Source organism: Bacillus sp. V3B (assembly GCF_024494465.1).
In the GTDB taxonomy this organism is placed as follows: Bacteria; Bacillota; Bacilli; order Bacillales; family Cytobacillaceae; genus Bacillus_BD.
Window position 1 is genome coordinate 1 of record NZ_JAETXM010000030.1, and the last position, 15314, is coordinate 15314.

Sequence of the window (15314 nt, forward strand, 5' to 3'; positions counted from 1 at the left end):
TGAAGTTAAGCCTCCGGCGAGCCTTTCGATTTTTTAAAGGTCATTTATCGAGCGAGCTCGACGAGGGACAGGACGTCCTAGTCAGGCGAAAGCCACAGGATGTGGCTTTCTGAAGCGTGATAAAAATCCGGGCGCAAATTCGGCGGGGCGAATTTGATTACTTTAAACAAGCTTCGATTTCTTAAGTTTAGTTAAGGAATCGGAGCTTTTTTCGTTTGTTCAACAGCATCATAAACAGCTAAATATATCGTGATGTTATGAAGGAATTAGGAAAGCAAAGTAAAAAGGAGTCATGATGGTACAAAAAAAGACTCATACATGACGTATGAATCTTTTTTTATAGTGGGTTACTTACTACATTAATAACCCATTGATTCTGTTGTTTCACCCGAAGTCATTACTTGTGTTAAATCTAAATGTGACTTTAAAGTAGTTTGGATTGTCCATAAATTTTCTTCATCCAATTGATAATAATAGACTCTATTTCCATTATAGTTAGAAAGGTAAAGATCTTGTCCTGTTAAGGTTAATGTTTCTATATTTAAAGAAGTACCGGCTATCACATAATCAATAAAGGATTTCATCTGGGCGAAAGACAAATCGGTTGCCATATTATTACCCACAGCATCAATTAAATCACCATATTTCGTAATGGAGCCAGCGGAAGCCGCTCTATTAATAATGGCTTTTAGGATTTCTTGTTGACGTTTGCCGCGTTCAATATCGCTATCCAGTTTACGAGTACGGGCCAATGCTAGAGCTTCTTCTCCATCTAAATGTTGTAATCCTTCTTGGAAGCTAATAGCATCTTGACGGTCTTTAGAGTCCTGTTCTGAAAATGCATAAGGAACGTCTACCGTAATCCCATCTAACGCATCAACAATATCAATGAATGCATTAAAGTTCATTTTGACATAAAAATCAACAGGGATATCTAATAGTTCTTCAACTGTTTCAATTGTTGAAAGGGGTCCTCCGTATGCGTGGGCGTGTGTAATCTTATCCTGACCACGACCTGGAATAGTAACATATGAATCTCGAGGAATACTTAGTAGTTTGATAGATTTAGCCTTTTCATTGAAGGTTGCTAGCATTAAAGCATCCGATCTTGCATTGGTGCTAAACCCCCGCTTTTCACTATCATCGACACCAATAAATAAAACAGAAATATTATCAATATCTGGGTTTACTACACCGTTCCGTTTAGAAGATATTCGATCGATAGGGTCATAAGAATCCTCCATAGCAGTTTGTGCTTTATTATATAGGAAAGTACCGTAACTAAGAGCACTTATAGCTATTACTAAGAGCGGTATAACAAGCCATTTAATAACCCTTTTTTTTCTTCGGGAATTTCTTTGATTGACTTTTATAGAACGCCTATTGTTCATTAAGTTTCTCCTTATTTCTACAAAATATGAGCTAACCCTTATTTTACAGCCTTTTTATCATTTCGTAAAATGGAATTTTTTATAGTTTTAGTAGAATAGCGTAAATTGATTCATTATTAATATAGTAAAACCTTCCAATGGAAGTTTTACTATATTGTTTTTTCCAAATAAACAACCTCTCCTTGACTGATCTCTCCTTGTCCATTCGTCAACTCGACCATCCAATCAACAAAACTTTGGACTTCACTTTCCTCGACATACGTCTCAATCACAACGTTATCAAGATAATGAATCTCTTTGATGGCATACACCGAGGAACGCAATTCATTTTCGAGTTTGCCGAGCCACGTATAATCGACTGTCGTTGACATGACTCTCGTCAGTTTCCGTTCAACGACACCAGTCGCCTCAATTCCTTCTGAAGTCGCTTTTCCATAAGCGCGAATCAGGCCGCCTGCACCGAGCTTAATGCCACCGAAATAACGAGTAATCACGACAACTGTATCCTTTAAATGTTTCTTTTTTAACACTTCAAGTATCGGAACACCTGCTGTGCCACTCGGTTCACCGTCGTCATTAGCCTTTTGGATTTGGTCGTTTTCCCCGATTAAATAGGCTGAGCAATTATGGGTAGCGTTCCAGTTTGCTTTCTTAATGGATTGGATAAATGCTTGTGCGGCCTCTTCTGTTTCGACTCTTGCCACATGGGCAATGAAACGCGACTTTTGAATGACGATTTCATGTTCGCCGTTTCCTTTGACTGTATAATAGTAGGGCAACATAGTACCACTCCTTTCGTTCTTTTGTAAAAACTATGTCATATAAAACGATAGTTCTAATCGTATTCACTCGATTCTTCTAAGCTCTTTGGTCAATTTTACTCATTAAATGGCTTTTTCAGGTAAAAAAGTATAATTTTTCTGAACCGTGATAGCGGTCTAGCTCTAGACTCCTTGCATGTTTCTTAGAGCAACCGTGCTGGATTCTAGTGTAATTTGTAGAATGGATGCTTCTTCTATTATAAAACGACAATGTTCTTAACATCAATTTACAATCAGAATGTAATTAAACTTTAATATGGCTGTCTTTTTTGCATGGTATAATGAACCTAATTATAAAATAAATTTTTTTAAATTTAAAAAGATACGGACAAAAACTTTTAATAATGAACGAAGTACTATGATATAGACGGTTTGTTTTGGTGTAAAATAGGATATAAGACATAGGTGAAGCGCAAGTGTACTATATCTAATTAACGATTTTTTAACTATTAAGAAACTTATAGAACCCTATTTTCGTCTTTCACGGTAAAATAGGTGAAAAGTTCTTGTGTCCTCTGGGGGAATTCACGTTGAACATAAAGAAGTTTGATACAAAAGCACTTGATAAAATTCTTGAAAAAATGATGGAGACAGTTGGCAGCAGTAAAAGTGAAATCCTTCAAATTGGAGAAACGTGCCGACAAGACTTTGAACTTTTAACAGATGAACTAAAGGAAATAAAACAGGCCGTTCGAGATACGATTTCTGAAGGAGATCAGCTTGATAAAGAGTCTAGGTTTTCAAGGAGGCGACTCTCGGAAGTAAGTCAGCACTTTAATGACTATGATGAATCTGAAGTCCGAGAGGCGTACGAGAAGGCCCATAAAATCCAAACGGATCTCTCCATGAATCGGCAAATGGAAAAGCAGTTGCGTGAACGTCGTGATGATTTAGAACGTAGGATATACGGTTTGTCAGAAACCATTGAACGTGCGGATCACCTTGTCTCGCAAATAACTGTCGTTTTGAATTACTTATCGAGTGATTTAAAACAAATTGGTGAAGTGTTAGAGGATGCGAAACAAAAACAAGATTTTGGTTTGAAAATTATTGAAGCTCAAGAAGAAGAACGCAAACGGCTTTCAAGAGAAATACATGATGGCCCTGCACAAATGCTCGCGAATGTGATGATACGTTCTGATTTAATTGAACGAACGTATCAGCAACGTGGGATTGACGAAGCCATGGCTGAGATCAGGGATATGAAGAAAATGGTTCGTGATGCCCTCTATGAGGTTCGTCATATTATTTATGACTTGCGACCAATGGCCCTTGATGACTTAGGTTTAGTGCCAACGTTGAAAAAATATTTAAAAACGACTGAAGAGTATTTTAATCAATCCACTATTCAGTTTACGTGTATCGGAGAAACGAAGCGATTTCCGGCAAAATATGAAGTGGCGCTCTTTCGCTTAATTCAGGAATCGGTCCAAAATGCAATGAAGCATGCGGAGGCAAAAGAAGTGGTTGTGAAACTGGAAATTACAAGAAACCAACTTACTGTCGTCATTCGAGATAATGGAAAAGGCTTTGATATCAATAAAAGGAAGTCTAACTCCTTTGGTTTGATTGGAATGCGAGAAAGAGTCGAGATTTTAGAAGGCCAACTTTCGATTGATTCTACAGTTGGAAAGGGAACCGTCGTCTTAATTCAAGTACCATTAGCGGATTAAGGATTTTATAGATAGGCTAAAAAAATAGAAAAGAAATAAGAAAGATGTTTTTTAGGGAGGCGGATTATGTTGACAACTAAAATAGTAATTATAGATGATCACCAGTTATTCAGAGAAGGGGTTAAGAGAATACTCGAATTTGAAAAAACCTTTCAGGTAGTAGCTGAGGGGAATGACGGTAATGAAGCCCTTGAACTCGTGGAAGAGCACGAGCCCGATGTCGTGCTAATGGATATTAATATGCCGACAATCAATGGGATTGAGGCCACTCGTCAGCTAGTAGAGAAGTATCCAAACTCAAAGGTTATTATTTTGTCTATTCATGATGACGAAAACTATGTTACCCATGCATTACAGACAGGGGCAAGTGGTTATTTACTAAAAGAAATGGATGCAGATGCATTGATTGAAGCTGTAAAGGTGGTAGCTGTCGGTGGATCGTATCTGCACCCAAGAGTGACACATAATCTTGTAAATGAATATCGACGTTTATCCGCTGAGAAATCGGGTGGAAATCAGTATATTCTACAAATGGAAGTACGTCGTCCGCTTCATTTATTAACGCGTCGCGAATGTGAAGTCCTCCAACTGTTGACTGATGGAAAAAGCAATCGTGGCATCGGTGAGGCCCTTTTCATTAGTGAAAAGACAGTTAAGAACCATGTGAGTAATATTTTACAAAAAATGAATGTAAATGACCGGACACAAGCAGTCGTTGAAGCCATTAAAAAGGGCTGGGTCGAAGTAAGATAAATCTACGCACTCTCCATTTGGGGGGTGTTTTTTTGTTTTGGCTTTGTTCAATAGCCTTGTTGATATCTTTATTGCCTTTGGAGTACGTGTGCATGACGTTATTCATTCGAATAAAACGCATGCCCACATATTCCAAAGGCAATATGTCAACATTCATTATTAACAAAGCCTTGTTTTTTAACTTCATTCAGCAAATGCTTTTTGTACCGAAAGCTTGCGACAGGTACAGAAGTCCTCCACTTCTGTAAGTGGGGGATGAATGCAAAAAGCTCTCTGATTCAGTGGGGGTTCAAACCCTGGCTGAATGAAGTTAAGCCTCCGGCGGATGCCTCGGATTTTTTAAAGGTCATTTATCGAGCGAGCTCGACGACGGACAGGACGTCCTAGTCAGGCGAAAGCCACAGGATGTGGCTTTCTGAAGCGTGATAAAAATCCGGGCGCAAATTCGGCGGGGCGAATTTGATCAGATGAATTTGTTTCCTTCATCACCTGATTGTGGATAAGTGGATAAATCTTGTGGATAATGTTTTATATACAGTGGATATATTGTGATAAACGTGTTAATAGTTGGGGACAAATTGAAAGATAATCCCTGTATAAGACGATTCATATCAACCATTTCTAAAATTGTGGATAAATACGCACCATATACTTGAAAATGGAGGATAACTGACTGAGAATCATGGGGATATCTTTTTTTAACTTCATTCAGCAAATGCTTTTTGTACCGAAAGCTTGCGACAGGTACAGAAGTCCTCCACTTCTGTAAGTGGGGGATGAATGCAAAAAGCTCTCTGATTCAGTGGGGGTTCAAACCCTGGCTGAATGAAGTTAAGCCTCCGGCGAGCCTTTCGATTTTTTAAAGGTCATTTATCGAGCTCGACGACGGACAGGACGTCCTAGTCAGGCGAAAGCCACAGGATGTGGCTTTCTGAAGCGTGATAAAAATCCGGGCGCAAATTCGGCGGGGCGAATTTGATAATAAATTGTGTTAATCATTATTGTTGATAAATGGCGCATACACCAAAGATTTATAAGCAACAATACGATTATTTAACATAATCGAATAAAAAAACAAGAATTTTTTTAACGCTTCTCTCATAGGGCAATTTGGAAGTATATCATACAGGCTAATTATGAAATAATAATGACAAATAGCTTATTTTGTTTCCATTATTAGATTAAATTAGTAAAATAATAACAGATACCTATGAGGAGGGAAAGAGTTGAAGGGGTTAGCGGCTTTAACCGATAAGGAATTATGGAAAGCTTACAATCACGCCATTGAAATAAATCTTGAACAGGAATTTATTGACCAACTACAAGTTGAACTAAAGAACAGGCAAATAAAAAAGGGGCTAGACAATCGTCCACTGTTAAAAACTGCCTATGCTTGAAGTTAAAAGGCAAAAGAATTTTAATCGAACATAAGCGTTAAACAAACGTTTGATTGAATGATAAAAATAGAACAGACCTATCAATCAAACGTTTGATTGATTCTTCATAAGAGGTGACCTAATGCGATTTGCCTGTAGTAATGGGAAACTGATCCCTGAACCATTGTTGACCACAGAAAAAGAAACACTACCCATTTCACAGATCGAGAATCTCCCCCGACTTTCACTGAACCTTGATTATCCCTACAATAAAAACCTGCAACAAATACTAGCTGGAAAACAACTTCTCCTCGAAGATCTTCCTTTTTCCTTAACGAGTATTCAATCTCACTACGAAAACGGCTATCTCTATTATCGAAAAAGCATTGTGATCGAACAGAACAAACCGACATGTGTCCGCTGCGGAAACCAGGATCCTCATCTATTTGCTGCTTTTTCATGTGTGAGATGTCGTGAAGAATGTATCTATTGCCGAAAATGCATCATGATGGGGAGAACAAGCACATGTACACCACTCGTCAGCTGGGCAGGGACTAGAGTCTTGGAACCCCAACAAAATCAAGAAGTCCTCTCGCTAATGGAATTAAACCAGCAACAAGGCAAAGAAACAGCCTCATCAATTGAAATAAAACAACGATTACTAGAGGCAAATAGTGATCCAGTATTAACCACAAATATTTCTTCATTTCTCCAGTGGTCGGGTACTTTAGCAGCTGGGCAAAAATTTGCTTCAGATAGAGTTGTTGAAGCTGTTCGTCAGTCAGACTCTTTACTCGTATGGGCTGTATGTGGAGCAGGGAAAACGGAGGTGCTATTTAAAGGAATCAATGCTGCTTTACTAGAAGGAAAGCGCGTGTGTCTCGCGACGCCGAGAACCGATGTTGTATTGGAACTCGCTCCCCGTCTGAAAAAGGTTTTTCCGAACATCCCTGTTGCTGCGTTGTATGGCGGGAGTGAAGACCGTCATCTGTTTGCCCCTTTGACTATTGCTACGACCCACCAACTGTTACGATTCTATCAAGCCTTTGACGTATTGATTTTGGACGAGGTCGACGCCTTTCCTTATTCCGTCGACGAATCATTGCAATACGCAGTCGAACAGGCCCGCAAACCCAATTCTTCGATTGTTTATTTAACCGCGACACCGAATGAGAAATGGCAAAAAGAATGTCGGACAGGTAAAAGGCCGTTTGTGACCATTCCCGCTCGTTTCCATCGCTATTCCTTGCCTGTACCCCAGTTTGTTTGGTGTGGTAACTGGGGAAAAAAATTGAAAAAAGGAAAGTTACCACCAAACATTCTTCAGTGGATTCAAAAACGAATTCTTATCGAAAAACAAGCACTTCTTTTCTTTCCACGCATTGAATTAATGGAAAAACTACTCCCCCTCCTCCAAAAAATACATCCAAATATTGAAGCTGTTCATTCTGAAGATCCGAAACGAAAAGAAAAAGTTCAAGCGATGCGTCAAAAAGAAATTCCTCTTCTATTAACGACAACCATTTTAGAACGAGGGGTGACATTTCCAAACATAGATGTCGCTGTTTTCGGGGCAGAGGACCGTATTTTTACTGAAAGTGCTCTTGTCCAAATTGCTGGCCGTGTCGGTCGTAGTTCCGACCACCCAAGTGGAGACATTACCTTTTTTCATTATGGAAAAACCGATAACATGGTCAAAGCCCGCCGCCAAATCATCCTCATGAATAAAGAAGCAAGGCAAAAAGGGTTGATTGATGATTGATTTATCCAATAAAAATAAAGATATCCGTAGTTTTATCATATCTGTTATTAGATAATCATGGGAAAAATCAACAGAAAATCTACTTATCTAGTTTTTTAAAAGAGAGTCTAATCAAAAATAGCGTCTCTCTCAATAAATTCATATTTTACAAAAAGGACTGATCCATACATGAGCGACTATTGTCTTATTTGTTTTGGGGAGATCATCTCGAAGATGGGATGGAATAATTTGATTTCTGAAGAGAAGAAAAGAACCCTTTGCCCGACATGTAAAGACAAGCTGCAGGAAATTGAAGGTGTGACTTGTCGGATTTGTGACCGACCTTTTGATAGACTCGATGATCGCTTTATTCGGGGTGATACTTGTTACGACTGTGTTCGCTGGGAAGACGATCCGAAATGGGCTGGTTGTTTGGAGAAGAATCAATCCTTGTTCTTCTATAATGATTTCCTCCAGGAAGTCATTGCCCAGTTTAAATTCCGTGGGGATTATATCTTGGCGAAAGTTTTTTCAGAGAGTTTACTAGAGAAACTCACTGGACGACAAGTAGATCTAATCGTACCCATCCCACTAAGTCCGGAACGATTGCAGGAGCGGGGCTTTAACCAAGCTGAAGCACTCATAAACGAAGCCGGTCTTCAGCCAACGAACCTTTTAAAGCGTACCCATTCAGAAAAGCAATCAAAAAAGTCACGAAAAGAACGGATTCACGTTCAACAAGTTTTTCAACTTGAACCGACTACACTTGAAGAGAAAAGAATCCTCCTAATTGATGATATTTACACAACAGGCTCCACCCTCAGGCATGCGGCAAAAGTATTAGTTAATCATGGCGCTACCACGGTTACATCTATCACCATTGCGCGAGGCTAAAGGGGGGATCTTTTTCAAACGAATGGAATATAAATAACAAGACCTACAAAAATTCTCCCACAATGGGTAATAAATCCTATATAATAAGAGTAAATAATCAAATTTCGAATCTGCGTTGTGAGCAGAGAATGAATGCATATAAAAGGAGATTAGTCTAATGCCGGATGTAGTCAATTGCCCAAGTTGTGGAAATCTTATGGTCAAAAATAAATTTCGTGATATTTGTGAGGGGTGTTGGAAAGAAGAAGAAAAGATTTATGAAATCGTTTACCAATTCATTCGGAAGCGTCAAAATAGAATGGCAACGCTTCGCCAAGTTGTCGAAGCAACCGGTGTGGACGAAAATCTACTAATCAAGTTCATCAAAACCGGACGCTTAAAAACAGCCCAATTTCCAAACCTTGGCTATCCTTGTGACAAATGTGGAAACATGATTCGTACAGGGAAGCTGTGTGGGGACTGTACAAATGATTTAAGAGAAGAAATGGCGCTGCATGAGAAGGAAGAAGAGCGTAAGCAAGAATTGCTAGAGCGGGAGCGAGGAACTTATTTAGCGAATGGAATAAAAAATCGAGATTAATCATCCTATAGGTTCGTTATCTCTAAAAAAATTACTCGTTGGATAAAAACGTTAAATGAATGGGGAAACATTTTTTAATAGTCATTCGTAATATAGAAAAAGCGGTAATCTTTACAAGATAGATAAATATATAAGTCTAGTCATTACGGATATCTACTATAGATGTCCTTTTTTATTTGTTGGTAGTTTTTGGCATGATTAAATATTATTAAAATTTTACCGATAGTAAATGTAGAGAATGTGATTGTACGGGAGTGGAACATATGCAGATTAACCAGCAAATCATTCATCATCAGCGCTCAGCGACATCCGATGCCCCTCTTGAGTTGAAAAAGGGGGAAGTGTATCGGGCGTCTATCAAAGAAAAGTTAAATAGCACAGATGCTATTTTACATATAAGAGGAAAAGAAGTTCATGCCAAGTTTTCAGAGGGGGTTCCTGCAACTGAAAATCGTGTCACCGTTTTAGTCGATGGTGGGAGCGATCAAATGGTCAACGTCAAAACGATCACAACCGAAAACGTGAAAACCGCATCCAGTGAGGAAAAGGTTTTTACGAGTCTTGGGTTAACAGGGAAAGGCGAAGCAGATTTAAAACAAGCTGTGAGAATCCTGCTTGATAAAGGATCGCCATTGTCAAAAGAAGCGGTTGGCGAACTCAAAGCATTTATGGATCAACCAAATGGAACGCGTGATTCAAAAATGGAAACCGTTCGAGCTTTAGCGAACAAAAGATTAGAAGCAACCCTTCCCCAACTTCGTGCCGTCCATGAAGCGTTACATGGCAAGCCATTAAACGAAGTGTTATCAAATATTGCAAAAGAAATCGATCCAGCATTTAAATTGGAAAAAACAGAAAGACCAAGTGGAAAACAGTCTAACCCGGTTCCGCAAAAGGAAAATGTGCCTGCGTCGACTTTGAAAGAGACTGGGAATCAACCTGTAGTTGAGAAAAGTTTAAATAAGACTGTTTCTGAAAGCATAAAGCCTTCCCAAAGTACGCAAAGTGCCCCAACAACGAATACTTCCGAACTGAGTAGTCTTGTTCGAAAGAGTCGTGAAACCTTTGAAAAAGAGCCCGATTTAAAAAGGGCAATTACACAAGTAAGAGAAGAGATTATCAAAAATCCAAAAATAGATCGTGAACTTGCGCAGAAAATTGAAAAAGCTGCACAGGAAGCTGAAAAGCTACAGTCCATTGGGAAAGAACGTCTTGTACAAGCGTTAAAAGGCGCAGAAGATCAGTTGCTAAAAAAAGAGCAGTCTCCTGTTCAAACGAGTTCATCTGTCAGTCAACCCAATGCTATTTCTGCAAATCGTAGTCAGGAAGTAAAGTTAACCACTGTAGTCAATGATTTAAAAATAGAAGTTTCAAAGAATCCTAATATCAATAGATCGATTGATAAAATAAGAGAGCAAATCGTAGAGAATCCACGCTTTTCGAAAGAAGTAGCGGAGAAAGTAGATCGTGTCTTAAATGAAGCGAGTTCTCTCGGCAGACAAGGACGGATTACGACCGGGAAAGAAGTGCTAAGCCGAGTGTTAACCGATGTACAGAATACGGTTGATCAGGCTGAAAGAAGAGCCAACCAACAAGTAGATTCGGTACAAGAAAAAGCTAGTTCGGGCCCTCAAGTTGAGCGTAGCACAACGGAACCACGTCCGAGCGAAATGGTAAAAATGGTAAGAGCAGAAGTCCAAAATGAACCAAACTTACAACGTGCTGTAGAGAAAGTGCGAGAGCAAGTCGTTACTAATCCAAAAATGGACCGAGAAGTAACGCAAAGAGTAGAACAAGTACTAAAAGAAGCGGTACAGCTCCAACAAATAGGTAGAGAATCAACAGGCCGAGAACGTCTACAACAAGCTCAAGCTACTCAAATAGATAGAGTTCCAGCAGAACCACGTCCAAGTGAAGTGGTAAAACAAGTAAGAACAGAAGTCCAAAGTGAACCAAACTTACAAAGAGCTGTGGAAAAAGTAAGAGACCAAGTCGTTACTAACCCGAAAATGGATCGAGAAGTAGCGCAAAAAGTAGAACAAGCCTTAAAAGAAGCAACCCAGCTTCAGCGGGTAGGTCAAGAAACAGCAGGTCGAGATCGAGTCCAACAAGCATTAATAAAAGCAGAAGTAGACCTAAAACAAAACGAAACTCGTCAACCAACGCAACAAGTTCAGCCATCACAAATTAATCAAGAAACAATCGAACCACGCCTAAGCGAAGTAGTAAAACAAGCAAGAACAGAAGTCCAAAATGAACCAAACTTACAAAGAGCTGTGGAAAAAGTAAGAGACCAAGTCGTTACTAACCCGAAAATGGATCGAGAAGTAGCGCAAAAAGTAGAACAAGCCTTAAAAGAAGCAACCCAGCTTCAGCGGGTAGGTCAAGAAACAGCAGGTCGAGATCGAGTCCAACAAGCATTAACAAAAGCAGAAGTAGACCTAAAACAAATCGAAACTCGCCAACCAGCGCAACCGACACAACAAGCAACACAACCGACACAAGATTCCCAACTAAGAGAATCAATCAAAAGAGTACGTGAACAAATACAAATCGAGCCCGATACCAAAAAAATCGTACAAAAAGTCCAAGACCTAGTCACAAATAACAAACATATCGACCCAGAAACAACACGCAATATCGAACGCCTAGCCAACCAAGCAAACCAACTAGACCAAGCAGGTCGTGATCGTCTAACAAAAATGCTTCAACAAGTCGAAACAACAATAGAACCAAATAAAGCACCACAAAACGTTTCTAGCACAACCCAAAAAGAACAACAGACCATCAATCATTCACAACAACAAAACAGTCTAACCAAAAACCCAGAAATGGTGGAACAAGCAAAAACAAATAGTATCCGTCCATCGGAATCAATCAACCAAGCCTTAAAGCAACTCCAACGAGAACCAAACCTAGAAAAAGCACTTGACCAAGTACGAAAAGAAATCACAAGCAACCCAGACATCGACTTAAACACAATTGATAAAGCGGAAAAAGCACTAAACCAAGCCACACAACTACAAGATAAAGGCCGAGAAATGGGAGCCCGTCAACATATAACAAAAGAACTAACAGAAATACAGCAACAATTAGCCAAAACAGAGCCCAAGATCAATATGGAACAAAAATCGTTACAAGAACAAATGCAATACGAACTAAACGAACAATTACAATCATTAAACATTCAATCAAAAGACATCTTAGTCACAAAAGTAACCGAAAAACTAGCACAAGCCACCCATGACTTCCGTGAACTAAAACGAGAAATCACGAGAAACCTTGACAGTGTCGAGCGGGTCATCAACACATTCAAGAAAAATGCCTATCCACAAGCAAAACAAATGCTCGAAACAGCCATCAGTAAACTAGATAACGCCATTTTAAAAAGCGATATGATGCTGTTCACCGACATGAAAACAGAAAAGCAACTCATGAATGCCAGCTCCCAGTTAGCAGACGCAAAAAAACTACTAGCAAAAGGTGATCATGCGGAAGCGGGGAGAATCGTCAACGAAGTCAAAACATTAATTGATAAACTCATTTTCAAACCATCCGAACAAAAAGTCATGCACTACGTGAACAAAGAAAGTACGTTACTAGGCAATAGCACACCAAAGCAACAAATGCTATCACAATACAGTGAAGCAACACATGGAACCTTAAACCAAGAACCATCCGCACGACAAATGTATGAAACGGTTCGCTCCCTTGGACTAAACCATGAAAGTGATGTCGCCAATTCCCTTGTCTTTCATAAAAACGGTCAATCCCAGCAAGAACAACAACAGCAACAAAACTTAAAAGAAGTACTAATGAAATTGGCACAAGGAGAAGGTCAGGAAAACAATCCGAAAATCACTCAACAAGCAGAACAAGCCTTAACGAACCTAACGGGCCAACAATTACTAAGTAAATCAGATGCAAGTGGGACCTTACAAAGTATGTTTTTCAATCTTCCCCTCATGTTAGGTGGAAAGCCAGAAAATCTACAAGTGTTCATTAATTCGAAGAATGAAGGACAGCAAGTCGAATGGGAAAACTGTAACCTTTACTTTTTATTAGAAACAAAAAAACTAGGTGACGTCGGAATTCTCCTTAATTCAACAGACCGAAATCTATCCATCACGATCAAAAATGATCTGCCAGGCTTTAAAGAAAAAATAGAACCACTAGCAAGCTTCACGAAAGAGAAACTTCAGGAAGTAGGCTATAACGTCTCAAGTATCAATTTTGCCAAAATGAATCCTGTTCGTAGCCAATCCGTTTCACAGGAAGAACTAGGAAGCGAAATGAAACAAGTGAAAGAAACAAGGCAAATCTTCAACGAGAAAGGAATGAACTTCACCATATGAAAGTTTCTAATTTTTATAACCAAAAAAAGCGTAAGGAAATCAACGGTCCACAAGCAGCCGTCATTAAATATGATGAGGAAAATGGGAAATCACCTATTGTTGTAGCATCAGGAAAAGGTCTTGTTGCCCAACAAATTATTGAACTAGCCGAAAAAAATAATATTCATATGCAAGAAGACTCGACTCTCGTTGCCAATCTCTTAGATATGGACTTGGGGGATAATATTCCGCCACAACTCTATTCGGTCATGGCGGAAGTTCTCTTGTTGATTGAAGAAATAGAAAAAAACTATTAAAAAATAATATAAACACTTTTACGAATTAGCCGATAAAGAATATAGAATCAATTTGGAGGTGTACACAGCGTGTCCGACTTCTTAACAAAAGAAATGATCTACCAAAAATCATCACAAGAAATTACAGCTTTATTATATGAAGCTTGCTTAACGAGTTTAGAAGAAGCAATTGAAAACATAAATAGCAAAGACTACGTTCTTGCTAACCATAAATTACAAAAGGCGAATGACATCTTACAACGTCTAGGAGCGGGTTTGAACTACGAAGCAGGCATTATTGCTGACCAGCTCGATATGATTTATAACTACATGGCAGATAAACTTATTGAAGCCAATCTTAAAAAGGACCCTATCATTATTAAAGAAGTAATCAGGATCCTTGAGGATATTTCTCAAGCATGGAATGAGTCATTAAAAAAACCCGCAAAACAAATTACGCAAAATAGAAAAAGAGCAATGGCTTACGAGAAAAATGTTCTAATAGATCAGTAATTTAAAGAGGAGATACGAAAAATGAAAATTAACCATAATATTCAAGCATTAAATGCATACCGTAATTTATATCAAAATCAAACAAATACATCAAAAAACCTAGAAAAACTATCATCAGGACTCCGTATCAATCGTGCTGCTGACGATGCCGCAGGTCTTGCCATCTCGGAAAAAATGCGCTCACAAATCCGTGGTATTAAACAAGCAGAACGTAACTCTTTAGATGGTATATCATTAATGCAAACGGCTGAAGGAGCGATGACAGAAGTTCACTCCATGCTACAACGTATGCGCGAACTATCGGTCCAAGCAGCAAACGATACGAATACGACATCAGATCGAGAATCCATTCAATTGGAGGTTGATCAGTTATTAAAAGAAATTGATAGTATTGCTACAAAAACTGAGTTTAATACTCGTAAATTATTGGATGGTTCAAGTGCGGCGGAAACACAATTTTTAACTGGTGAACAAGCTAACACAAATATTAAAGATGTGCCCGTTGTTACGGACTCTGCACTAGAAACAGGACCTTATGCTATCACCACAGCGGATGTATCAATCGTTAATGAATTAACTCAAAATGGTGCAGGAATAAATGTGGCAAACGTACTAGATGTTAATTCTACAGATAGTGCAGAACTTGGGTTTGGTGAGTATACAATTGTAGTATCTAAATATAATTCAGATACAAGTAGTGCTACGATTGAAGTACTTGATCCAGATGGTTTCTTAATTGGTTCAAGTGCAGAGGAAATTGGTTCTGTAGAAGGGAAAGATCTAATAATTGGTACAGAAACAGGAAAAAAGGTTACTGTTGATACAACATTAATTACAGGTAATGGTACAGCTAAAATACAGGTAGAGGGAAAAATGAATGTGACAGTATCAAGAGTTAGCGATCCTGCCAACCCTCTTACATCAAGTCTTACACCGATTACT

The 15314-nt window shown here is 38.9% G+C and carries 11 protein-coding genes and 1 pseudogene; 10 read left to right on the plus strand and 2 right to left on the minus strand.

Translation table 11 applies throughout. The features are described 5' to 3' along the window. Positions 1-359: 359 nt before the first annotated feature. Both JMM81_RS19910 and JMM81_RS19915 read right to left on the minus strand, forming a co-directional pair. Positions 360-1391: an LCP family protein gene (locus JMM81_RS19910; protein WP_256243288.1), complete on the minus strand. Its 1032-nt coding sequence runs from the start codon at positions 1389-1391 to the stop codon at positions 360-362. A 149-nt stretch (positions 1392-1540) separates the two neighbouring features. Beyond that, positions 1541-2173, minus strand: coding sequence for a YigZ family protein (locus JMM81_RS19915; protein ID WP_256243289.1), 633 nt, complete (start codon positions 2171-2173; stop codon positions 1541-1543). Positions 2174-2742: 569 nt separating this feature from the next. On the opposite strand from JMM81_RS19915, the gene JMM81_RS19920 reads away from it, so the two are divergent. The 10 genes and pseudogenes from JMM81_RS19920 to JMM81_RS23185 all read left to right on the plus strand — a co-directional run. After that, positions 2743-3885: a sensor histidine kinase gene (locus JMM81_RS19920; RefSeq protein ID WP_256243290.1), complete on the plus strand. Its 1143-nt coding sequence runs from the start codon at positions 2743-2745 to the stop codon at positions 3883-3885. A gap of 66 nt (positions 3886-3951) precedes the next feature. Continuing rightward, a complete protein-coding gene (locus JMM81_RS19925) occupies positions 3952-4638 on the plus strand; it encodes a response regulator (protein ID WP_256243291.1) in 687 nt (228 codons plus the stop codon). Positions 4639-5864: 1226 nt separating this feature from the next. Further along, complete coding sequence (gene sda / locus JMM81_RS19930; protein WP_256243292.1) at positions 5865-6035, plus strand: sporulation histidine kinase inhibitor Sda; 171 nt, start codon at positions 5865-5867, stop codon at positions 6033-6035. A 121-nt stretch (positions 6036-6156) separates the two neighbouring features. Continuing rightward, complete coding sequence (locus tag JMM81_RS19935; RefSeq protein ID WP_256243293.1) at positions 6157-7776, plus strand: ATP-dependent helicase ComFA; 1620 nt, start codon at positions 6157-6159, stop codon at positions 7774-7776. A gap of 213 nt (positions 7777-7989) precedes the next feature. After that, a complete protein-coding gene (locus tag JMM81_RS19940; RefSeq protein WP_256243294.1) occupies positions 7990-8649 on the plus strand; it encodes a ComFC family protein in 660 nt (219 codons plus the stop codon). 157 nt (positions 8650-8806) lie between these two features. Beyond that, positions 8807-9229 (plus strand): TIGR03826 family flagellar region protein, encoded by a 423-nt coding sequence (locus tag JMM81_RS19945; RefSeq protein WP_256243295.1) that lies wholly within the window; start codon positions 8807-8809, stop codon positions 9227-9229. A gap of 263 nt (positions 9230-9492) precedes the next feature. Beyond that, a complete protein-coding gene (locus tag JMM81_RS19950; protein ID WP_256243296.1) occupies positions 9493-13584 on the plus strand; it encodes a hypothetical protein in 4092 nt (1363 codons plus the stop codon). Continuing rightward, positions 13581-13880: an EscU/YscU/HrcU family type III secretion system export apparatus switch protein gene (locus tag JMM81_RS19955; protein ID WP_256243297.1), complete on the plus strand. Its 300-nt coding sequence runs from the start codon at positions 13581-13583 to the stop codon at positions 13878-13880. Before JMM81_RS19950 ends, JMM81_RS19955 begins: the two co-directional genes overlap by 4 nt. A 93-nt stretch (positions 13881-13973) precedes the next feature. Continuing rightward, entirely contained in the window at positions 13974-14372 is a 399-nt protein-coding gene (gene fliS / locus JMM81_RS19960; RefSeq protein WP_305367862.1) for a flagellar export chaperone FliS, read from the plus strand. Between the two features lie 21 nt (positions 14373-14393). Then, positions 14394-14801, plus strand: a pseudogene (locus tag JMM81_RS23185) (flagellin N-terminal helical domain-containing protein); the annotation flags it as partial. Between the last annotated feature and the right edge of the window lie 513 nt (positions 14802-15314).

Bases quoted from the DNA above. Each gene is read 5' to 3' on its own strand.
- JMM81_RS19910 (WP_256243288.1), bottom strand. From the start codon at position 1,391: ATGAACAATAGGCGTTCTATAAAAGTCAATCAAAGAAATTCCCGAAGA.
- JMM81_RS19915 (WP_256243289.1), bottom strand. From the start codon at position 2,173: ATGTTGCCCTACTATTATACAGTCAAAGGAAACGGCGAACATGAAATC.
- JMM81_RS19925 (WP_256243291.1), top strand. From the start codon at position 3,952: ATGTTGACAACTAAAATAGTAATTATAGATGATCACCAGTTATTCAGA.
- JMM81_RS19935 (WP_256243293.1), top strand. From the start codon at position 6,157: ATGCGATTTGCCTGTAGTAATGGGAAACTGATCCCTGAACCATTGTTG.
- JMM81_RS19940 (WP_256243294.1), top strand. From the start codon at position 7,990: ATGGGATGGAATAATTTGATTTCTGAAGAGAAGAAAAGAACCCTTTGC.
- JMM81_RS19945 (WP_256243295.1), top strand. From the start codon at position 8,807: ATGCCGGATGTAGTCAATTGCCCAAGTTGTGGAAATCTTATGGTCAAA.
- JMM81_RS19950 (WP_256243296.1), top strand. From the start codon at position 9,493: ATGCAGATTAACCAGCAAATCATTCATCATCAGCGCTCAGCGACATCC.
- JMM81_RS19955 (WP_256243297.1), top strand. From the start codon at position 13,581: ATGAAAGTTTCTAATTTTTATAACCAAAAAAAGCGTAAGGAAATCAAC.
- fliS (WP_305367862.1), top strand. From the start codon at position 13,974: ATGATCTACCAAAAATCATCACAAGAAATTACAGCTTTATTATATGAA.